An 8,685-nucleotide genomic window follows, 5' to 3' on the forward strand; every position below is an offset into this window, starting at 1 on the left:
CCAGTTAACGGAAAATCCATCGGTCAAAGTGGCAATTATCGGTAGATATCCACAATCCCTCGGGACTTCAGCCTAACACGAAACTTTCACCATCGTCATGTCGCGGTACACAACCAGCCACAGCCGCGGGGACACTGGCCAAGAAGAGGCCTTACTGCGCGACGGCCGCCTTTGCACCATCCATAATTCCGTAAGAGCCAGTTTTCCCTGTGATGACATCAGCTGAGGCACGAATTGCACTAACCTGCCCCGTGACATGGTTAATGTCATCGACGGTGGAGATCTTGGCTTGGGAGCCCTCTTGCCCATCGTGGGAATCGCGAAGTCGGGCGATCACCCCGTTGTCTTCGGCCGCGCCGGGACGGGAGGCGGCAACGACACCGGACCCATTGTGGCCAAGGCCTTCAGTGAAATCACGGAGGAAGCCTGCTACATAATCATGGTTTCCCGTTTTGCCATCAGACCCCCCGGTGATGAGAATAGCCACATCAGCCGGCTCATCCAGGCCGTCGGCAGTCAGGAAATCTCCCTGAGTTAGCGCATCCCTGACTATTTTTCTTTCCGGGCCTGTCGATTGCTCTTCAGCATTATCTGCGCCTTCACTCTTCTTCAAGAAGGCACCGCCCATCAGTTGTCCGATATGCCAGCCAGGTGACGAATTTCTCTCAGAGAGTTGGACGCCTGCCGGTAGCGTCGTCGCGGCGATGGACTTGAGGTCATCGCCACCGTCGCGAGAAACAAATTTGTCTTTCAGCCCAATAGTGCCAGCGACGTGGGCACCCGAAGGCTCAATGAGGCCGTTAACGGCCTTCACGTCATCTTTATTGGCGTCAGGTGTGGTGATGATCAGCACAGCCTTATCCTGCAAACGCCCTCTGACCGCATCTGGTGCAAGGGTCACCCCGAGTTGATCGGCCGCCTGAACACTCTTATTAGCCTGGTTACGCTCCGCGGTGACTGAGTCGACCTTGCGTTCGGTATCAACATTGTGCCGGGTAATGTGGCTGCTCGCGCCCGAGTGTGGGCCTAAGACATACACACCGAAGACGGTTCCCAGCGCAATTCCGCACGCCGCGCCAGCAACTGCAATGCCTGATCGATTGTGAGACAAACTGCGCTCCTATGGCTGTAAAAATGCCTTACTTGAACAGATCCTGAACACTAATTGCAAAACTGTTCCACGTATCTATCAGGTTGTTGATAAATGAATCATCACCTGACAACCCCGAAATAAGAATAATCGTGACGAGGGCGATAATAACGGCGATGACTGCCCACACCCATCCCAAGCCCGACGACCGCACCAAATAAAGCTCATTCACGGCGGAGGCATCGACCAAACGGGTACCGACACGCGCACGAGTCAGCAAAGCTGACGGAGCAGCATCCCGCTGATTCTCATCGAACAATGTCTCAATATCAAAGGGCGAACCACAATTAACGACGAGTGAGGCGCCGTGATAGCTGGCGATGAGCAACGCCAAATCCGTGGCTGAGTCTGTGGCCGCTGGGAAGGTCATCGCGCCGATGCCCAGGTCCTGGATTCGCTCCAAGCCTGCAGCGTGCCCGTCAGGATCGGCGGGCAAGATCACCGTCGCTCCGGAGCGTAACGCACGGTCGTTAATGAGCTCAGGATCACCGACGATAATCGACGGTTTGTATCCCTTCTCCACCAAGACGTCAGCTGCATTTTCCACACCGATAAGCAGCGGATCATATTCGCGAATGAACGAGCGCAAGTCTTTAAGCTGCGACTCGACGTCGGCAGACGGGCTGACGACGATAACTTTTCGGTCTTGGATGGGGACATCGACATCTGGGATGCCTAAACCATCGATGAAGAGCGGCGATTCGGAACGCACGAATTCCGTCACATTGCCGGATAACGCTTCCATGTGATCCGCAAGCTGTTCACGGGAATCTTCAAAGACCGCTACGGCCCGGTCGAGAGTAATTTCTTTACCGCGAGCGACTTCGTCATCTCCTCGGTAGAAGGTGCCTTCGTCGAGGCGATATTTCTTCCCAGATTGGAGAGCCTGCCGCCCATCGGAGCCGATACCGTCGATAAAAACAACGCCCGCGTCGATAAGCATCTGGGGGCCGAAGCGAGGGATACTCCCCTGCTCTGTTTCTACCTCTGTCGCGACTGCGGAAACATGCATGTCAATAAGGCGCTGGGCCAGGCCTCGAGGGATTTCGGGCCCATCAATGATGACAATATCGCCTTCAGCAAGCTTGCGCAGCTCTTTGGGGGAATGAGCGATATCTCGAACCGTGGCGTTAAGCCCCGGCAGATCCGACTGCGACCGAGAGAACAGTTTCATGGGAGCCATCATTCCTGATTACCAACCGTTATGCACAGAGGCGCGCCGACTAAAGGATCATCTCGGACAGATATCTGCTGGTACGGGGATTATAAATCCGACGCTTCTCACGGACACTTCTCACGCTTGCGAGCGTTCGCGGGCTGCGGTGGCCAACAATTCCTCGGCATGTGCACGTCCAGTATCAGTGTGGTCCAAACCAGCGAGCATTCGTGCAAGCTCCTCAACGCGCTCGCTCTCCACTAGGGTTTTGATGCCCGACGTCGCTGCCACAGAGGCATCGACGCTTTTCGTGACAACGAGGTGTTGATCGGCGAAAGCCGCTACTTGTGGCAGGTGCGTAACAACAATCACCTGGCACTGTCGCGATAGCCGCATAAGACGTCGACCAATCTCCACCCCGGCGCGTCCTCCCACGCCGGCGTCAACTTCGTCGAAGACGATCGTGGTGCCGCGTCGTTCAGCGGACAGGACAACTTCAAGGGCGAGCATGATTCGGGATAGTTCACCGCCCGAAGCCGCCTGTGTCAGTGGACGGGGTTCGGCGCCGTCATAGGATCGCAGTCGAAATTCGACTTCATCGGTCCCATTTTTTCGGAAGACGGTATTTGTTGTTACTGCGATGTCGAGCGACGAGGTCGGCATCGCAAGGCCTCTCATTTCTTCGGTGACCGCTTGTTCGAGTTTCCGTGCCGCACGTCGGCGAGCAGCGGTTAGTTTTTCGGCGATCTCGCGGGTCTTGGTGCCTGCTTCTTCTGCTTCCTTGGCTAGTTTTTCAATTGTTTCGGTGGAGGTATCGAGGCTTTCCAACCGCTTGTAGGCGTTGTCACGCCATTCCAGGACCGCGTCAATGTTCGCTGCATATTTTCTCGTCAACTCATTTAACTGTGCCTGGCGCTGAAGTGCAGCATCGAGTTCACCGGGGTCAGATGAGAGCCCGCCCAAATATCTGCTGAGGTCAGATGAAATGTCTCCTACCTGTTCGAGCAGGTTGTGAATTTGCGTTCCCAGGTTAACCAGCTGCGAATCACCGCTGGATGCCAACGCTGATTGGGCTTCCCCCAGGAGGTCGATAGCCGATGACGTTTCCTCGGTATCGTCGGAACTCAAGGCCTGAAAAGCTCTCCCCGCGGAGTCTCGGAGCGAATCAACATCCTGGAGTCGCTTAACCTTGTCGACGAGTAGTTCGTCTTCGTGCGGCGAGGGGCTCACGGCCTCAATCTCGTCGAGGGCGAATCGGAGCCGATCTTCTTCCTGGGCCATTTCTCGACGGTGCTGTTGGCGCCGAGTGAGCTCTCGCGTCACTGATCGCCACTGGTCCCTCAACACTTGGTAGCGCGACTTAATGGTCGCGATCTCGGGGTCAAACGAATCGAGGGCATCCCGCTGCTGATCCGTCGACAATAAACGCAATTGATCATTTTGACCATGGATAACTAGCAAATTATCCACAACGGCAGCCAGCCGTCCTGCGGTGACGGTCCGCCCGCCGACGTGGGCACGTGAACGACCTTTTGACGAAACTGATCGGGACACGACGACTTCGTTGTTTTCGGTATCCCCGCCGACGTTTTCGATTTCGTCCGTGATGGCAGCACGATCGGCGTCGTCAATCTCTGAAAAGTCAAAGATGCCCTCGACGAATGCTTGGGACTGGCCTTCCCTGACGCGCGATGAATCCGCCCGTGCCCCCTGAATGAGTTTGAGGCCTGACAGCAAAAAGGTTTTACCTGCGCCGGTCTCACCAGTGAGAACAGTAAGGCCGGGTGCCCATGATGCGGTAGCGCTAGGCAAAACTCCCAGGTTCTCAATGCTGAGTTCAACGAGCACTAGTTTCCCCTTTCATACACGTGCGTGCCGGCCGAATACTCTTTCGACATCCGCATCGTCTCCCAGCTCTGCCGACCAAGGCTCGTGTGCTACTTTTTCGGCCCCCGCCACCCGGACACAGGCAGGCGAAACTTCGACACTAAACGGTCCGTAAAAGGTGCCGCATCTAGCCTGACCCACCTGACAGGTTGATCGCCGCGGCGCACTTCTACCCTGGATCCGGGCGGGATAGGGATTCTTCTGATCCCATCTAGGTTCGCCGTCGCCGACTGCGTCGATGTGTTCGTCTCTATGGCGACCTCGGAGAAGGGGCTCACCACCAGAGGCCTTGCGAACAGTGCGTGGGCGTTATTCGGAACAACAAGGATGGCGTCCAGCGATGGCCATAGAACAGGACCGCCGGCTGAGAACGCATATGCGGTGGACCCGGTGGGAGTAGAAACCAACACTCCGTCGCACCCGAAGGAACTCACAGGGCGTTGATCGACTTCCAACACTGCGTCGAGAACGCCTTGTCTATCTACATTCTCCACGGCCACTTCGTTAAGGGCCCACCCACGGCCGAGGTTCCGTCCGTCGGGACCATGAACACTGACCGAGAGCGTCATACGATCTTCGACACGCCAGCTATGGTTGATAACAAGCTGAAGCGCCTCGGGCAGGGACTCCTGCTCCCATTCAGCCAAGAAACCGACGTGACCAAGGTTGATCCCCAAAACGGGTAAATCGGCAGCATGAGCAATATCGGCGGCACGTAAGAAGGTTCCGTCGCCCCCGAGGACGAGTACTAGCTCAATCCGAGCCGTATCAACTTCTCCTGATCGAAAAATCGGAAATGCGCCGAGGACCGGGTGCTTCGTAATGGGGTCCGACGACTCACTGGCGAGGACCCAGACGGTCAGTCCTGCGTCCTTCAGATATTCAGCAGCTTCCGCTGCCGCTGCCAAGTTTGAATCCCGCCCTGTGTTTGCAACAAGCAGAATTTCCCGATTCTTCTCCGTCATTGAGGTCCTTCCTGCACTGCTGCCGACACCATGGATTCAAGTTTACCGGGTTCTACGGCCCGGACCCCACCATCCTTAACAAGCCATAAAAAATACTCCACATTGCCGCTGGGCCCCGGCAGAGGCGAGGCAACCACACCACGGAGTGATAGCCCAAGAGTTTGAGCATACTGGGCGACATCCACTGTTGCGCTCGTCCGCAGGCTTTCCGAGCGGACCACACCACCGTGCTCTAAACGGTCTTTCCCTACCTCAAACTGTGGCTTCACCATGGGTAGGAGATCTGCTCCCTCACCCATGCACTCAACGATCGCTGGGAGAATCAATTTCAGAGAGATAAACGACAGGTCCCCCACCATCAGATCACATGGTCCCCCTGTCAGTTCCGGTGTCAGGTGTCGTACATTCGTCCGGTCTACTACACGGACTCGGTCATCATTTTGTAGACGCCAGATCAACTGCCCATAGCCGACGTCAACAGCGACGACTTCGCGAGCTCCGCGCTTGAGACAAACGTCGGTAAACCCTCCTGTTGAGGCTCCCGCATCTAAAACCCGACGTCCCTCGAAGGACAGGCCTTCGGGCTCAAAAGCATCACACGCGCCAAGAAGTTTGTGAGCCCCACGCGATGCCCAATTATCGTCGACGCTTTTCTCCACTTTGATGGATATACCCGGTTCAACTCGGGTTGCTGGCTTGGTGGCTTGAAATCCGTTAACCATAACGCGGCCGTTGCGAATCATCTCTACGGCTTGGTCACGTGATCGCGCAACTTTACGGTTTACTAACTCAGCGTCGAGGCGGCGTCGACTAGGCTGCTTAGTCACGGGAATCCTCCAAGGCCTGATGAAGAAGATCATGAGCCTTCTCGAGACGTTCAGCTTCTGCAAAGAGATCAGAGGGGTCTCCGTCGAGGATTTCGTACATGCGCGCTGATAATTCGGCGTTTAATTCCTCGAGCGTTTTATTCGCTTCAGCCAGACGTTCCTGCCTGAGACGCTGGACGTCGCCGGGTGTTATCGCCATGTATCGATCACGCTTTGCGCAGTCGAATCAGTCGCCGTAACCTGCGTCACGGCGGGAGCTCCTTCTTCCCATGCTGCAGCAATCGCAGTCAACAAGGCGTCGTGGGAGCGTCGATCAGAAAAGCGAGCTTGCTGAGATGAATCCGCACCACCCAGGGATTCTTCGGACGAGCCCCCAGAAACCTCGCCGTCAACGGACGAAAGCTGCAGAACGCCATCCGACGCCAGCTCTGCTTTCCACCCTGCCTTCGGCCCAGGCATCGAGCTATCGACCGGGTCGAACAAGGCCATCATATCGGCGGCGATATATGTGGGACGCTCAGCAGGATCCGCAGTCAGAAGGTCTTTGTGCCCTGATATACCGGTAATGACCATCAAGGATGGGATTCCAGCCGCAACACCTCCGGCAATGTCAGTGTTAAGACGGTCGCCCACAGCCAAGGGGCAATCAGAATGGAGTTCTTCGGCCGCCTGGGTAAACATGTCACCGGCTGGTTTTCCGGCAGAATCAGGGGTCACTCCCGTTGCCGTGGTAATCGCGGCAATCATCGACCCATTTCCGACGGTCAAGCCACGCTCAGTGGGCAACGTGGTGTCCATATTCGTCGCCACGTAGACCGCACCGTTATTAATTGCCAGTGCAGCCTCTGACATTTGGGGCCAGCCTGTCGTCGTCGCGTGGCCTTGAATCACAGCAGCTGGTCGATCGTCGGCCGACGTGACGACGCTAAACCCGGCTCCGCTGACGAGTTCTTTGAGTGAGTCTGATCCCAATACGATGACGCGCGAGCCTGCGGGAATTTTGCTGGTCAGCAGCGTTACTCCAGCTTGCGCGGAGGTTAAGACTTCGTCCTCAGAGGCGGGAATACCCATCTCCTGCAGAGCCTCGGCAACGGCGCTAGGTGAGCGGGACGCATTGTTCGTTATGTACTTCAAACCGACGTGGGAGCGGGCCTTATTAAGAGCCGATACTGCTTCCGGAATTGGTCGTGCACCGTGGTAAACGGTTCCGTCGAGATCGAGGAGTAACGCGTCGGTGCGGTCGATCAAACGCTCTTCAGACGTACCAGCGCTGTCATTGCTTGAGGCGGCCATCAAATCTTCCTTACTGGATATCATCCGTAGAGATCAGTGCATAACGACACCGTACGGTGTGTTTATCTTAATTGAGCTCAGCTAAGCGTTCTTTTGCGTCGAGAAGCTCGTCGGGGTCATGATCGATTGTCTTTTGAAACCAGGCCTTCGCTTCTGCAGTTCTCCCTGCAGCAGCTAGCGAATCGGCGTAAGCGTAGAACAACCGCGGAGCTTCCTCATCTTTCCGCTTCTCATCGAGATTCTCTTGTTCAAGCCCGACGACGGCTGCGTCGTATTGCTCTAAGTCTCGACGGGCACCAGCCACGACGATCGCGAGTTCTTCGGCGGAGTTTGAGTCAAGGAGCTTCGCCTGATCCGATGTGCCAAGGGAGATGGCTTTCTCGGGGTGTCCTAGTCCGCGTTCGCAGTCGGCCATGACGGCGAGTAGGCCCGGTCCCCCGGAGATTCGACGCGCCGCGCGGAGCTCGGAAAGAGCCTCTTTCCATTGGCCGGCATGGTAAGCCGCGATGCCACAGGTCTCACGGGCAATGGACACTCGTCCTGCTCGGTCTTTCGCTGCGCGAGCGTGCTTAAGAGCGAGCTCGGGATCCTCTTCCATGGCTAAGGCACTGGCTACCATGTGTTTCGCCACGACCTCAGCGTTCTGCTTCGATAAGCTGCGAAGGTCCTGTCGGACGGTCGGATCTAAATCGCGTTCAGAGATGTCGGGTGGAAGTGACGGTTCATTGAGGTGCTTCTTTGACCGCTCTTCCCGGTAACCGCTCTTCTTCGGACCCGAACGTCCTGACGCGTACTTCGCCTTATGATTGTTGCCGCGGTGGGAGATCTTTTTATTAAAGTCGCGATTATTGCCGCGGTGCTTCCTGTCACTAGAACCGGACTTGTCGTAGCGCTTTCCGCGATTGCCGCCACCGCTGAATCCACCCGAACCGTGTTTCCGGTGGGCAGCAGACCCGCTGTGGCGTTTATTTGATTCGGATTCGTTCATAGTACTGCTCACTTCTTAACAGATTTTCGTAAAACAGGTGTCATCACTGTGTTTGATGTGCTGAAGCACCGATGACAGCAATGGGTTAACCGAAAAGATAATAGCAGAGGTTAAAAGAGTACTTTCAGCGGAACGGATGGTGGACGGAATCACGTTGAAACCTGTGCGGATTGAATACGCACCGAATGGGTAGAAAACTTTATCCCCCTGGTTTTCTTAAATGATGCACTTACCTCGGGTGTGCCTATACAAAAATGTGTGTGGTGTGGCCCGATCCCCGCGCAGGGGGTTCGGGCTCGCACCACACACAAACACAAACACGCCATATTCTATTATTCCAACGTCAAGGTTGGCGGCGACCTACTCTCCCACACCCTCCCAGGTGCAGTACCATCGGCGCAGGCAGGCTTAGCTTCCGG

At 56.0% G+C, this 8,685-nt stretch carries 8 protein-coding genes and 1 rRNA gene; all 9 read right to left on the reverse strand.

Annotated features, from left to right (window positions below; translation table 11 throughout):
* Nucleotides 1-151: 151 nt before the first annotated feature.
* On the reverse strand, nucleotides 152-1,111 hold the full coding sequence (locus tag JMN36_RS02910) for a copper transporter (RefSeq protein WP_204088406.1): 960 nt from the start codon (nucleotides 1,109-1,111) through the stop codon (nucleotides 152-154).
* 28 nt (nucleotides 1,112-1,139) lie between these two features.
* Nucleotides 1,140-2,333: a putative cytokinetic ring protein SteA gene (gene steA / locus JMN36_RS02915; protein ID WP_204088680.1), complete on the reverse strand. Its 1,194-nt coding sequence runs from the start codon at nucleotides 2,331-2,333 to the stop codon at nucleotides 1,140-1,142.
* A 111-nt stretch (nucleotides 2,334-2,444) separates the two neighbouring features.
* Nucleotides 2,445-4,154, reverse strand: coding sequence for a DNA repair protein RecN (gene recN / locus JMN36_RS02920; RefSeq protein WP_204088405.1), 1,710 nt, complete (start codon nucleotides 4,152-4,154; stop codon nucleotides 2,445-2,447).
* Nucleotides 4,155-4,243: 89 nt separating this feature from the next.
* Nucleotides 4,244-5,158, reverse strand: a complete 915-nt coding sequence (locus JMN36_RS02925; protein ID WP_204088404.1) for an NAD kinase — start codon at nucleotides 5,156-5,158, stop codon at nucleotides 4,244-4,246.
* Complete coding sequence (locus JMN36_RS02930; protein ID WP_414017592.1) at nucleotides 5,155-5,985, reverse strand: TlyA family RNA methyltransferase; 831 nt, start codon at nucleotides 5,983-5,985, stop codon at nucleotides 5,155-5,157. Before JMN36_RS02930 ends, JMN36_RS02925 begins: the two co-directional genes overlap by 4 nt.
* Complete coding sequence (locus tag JMN36_RS02935) at nucleotides 5,978-6,184, reverse strand: hypothetical protein (protein WP_204088402.1); 207 nt, start codon at nucleotides 6,182-6,184, stop codon at nucleotides 5,978-5,980. Before JMN36_RS02935 ends, JMN36_RS02930 begins: the two co-directional genes overlap by 8 nt.
* Nucleotides 6,175-7,278 (reverse strand): HAD-IIA family hydrolase, encoded by a 1,104-nt coding sequence (locus tag JMN36_RS02940; protein ID WP_204088401.1) that lies wholly within the window; start codon nucleotides 7,276-7,278, stop codon nucleotides 6,175-6,177. Before JMN36_RS02940 ends, JMN36_RS02935 begins: the two co-directional genes overlap by 10 nt.
* A 67-nt stretch (nucleotides 7,279-7,345) precedes the next feature.
* The gene (locus JMN36_RS02945; RefSeq protein WP_204088400.1) at nucleotides 7,346-8,266 is read right to left on the reverse strand and encodes a tetratricopeptide repeat protein; all 921 of its coding nucleotides are present in this window, start codon (nucleotides 8,264-8,266) and stop codon (nucleotides 7,346-7,348) included.
* Between the two features lie 347 nt (nucleotides 8,267-8,613).
* Nucleotides 8,614-8,685, reverse strand: a 5S ribosomal RNA gene (gene rrf, locus JMN36_RS11060); the annotation flags it as partial.

It is taken from the genome of Corynebacterium pseudokroppenstedtii, from assembly GCF_019754945.1.
In the GTDB taxonomy this organism is placed as follows: domain Bacteria; phylum Actinomycetota; class Actinomycetes; order Mycobacteriales; family Mycobacteriaceae; genus Corynebacterium; species Corynebacterium pseudokroppenstedtii.

What these genes read in the sequence shown, in the direction of transcription:
- JMN36_RS02940 (WP_204088401.1), bottom strand. Translation starts at nt 7,278, where the DNA reads ATGGCCGCCTCAAGCAATGACAGCGCTGGTACGTCTGAAGAGCGTTTG.
- JMN36_RS02935 (WP_204088402.1), bottom strand. Translation starts at nt 6,184, where the DNA reads ATGGCGATAACACCCGGCGACGTCCAGCGTCTCAGGCAGGAACGTCTG.
- steA (WP_204088680.1), bottom strand. Translation starts at nt 2,333, where the DNA reads ATGGCTCCCATGAAACTGTTCTCTCGGTCGCAGTCGGATCTGCCGGGG.
- JMN36_RS02925 (WP_204088404.1), bottom strand. Translation starts at nt 5,158, where the DNA reads ATGACGGAGAAGAATCGGGAAATTCTGCTTGTTGCAAACACAGGGCGG.
- JMN36_RS02945 (WP_204088400.1), bottom strand. Translation starts at nt 8,266, where the DNA reads ATGAACGAATCCGAATCAAATAAACGCCACAGCGGGTCTGCTGCCCAC.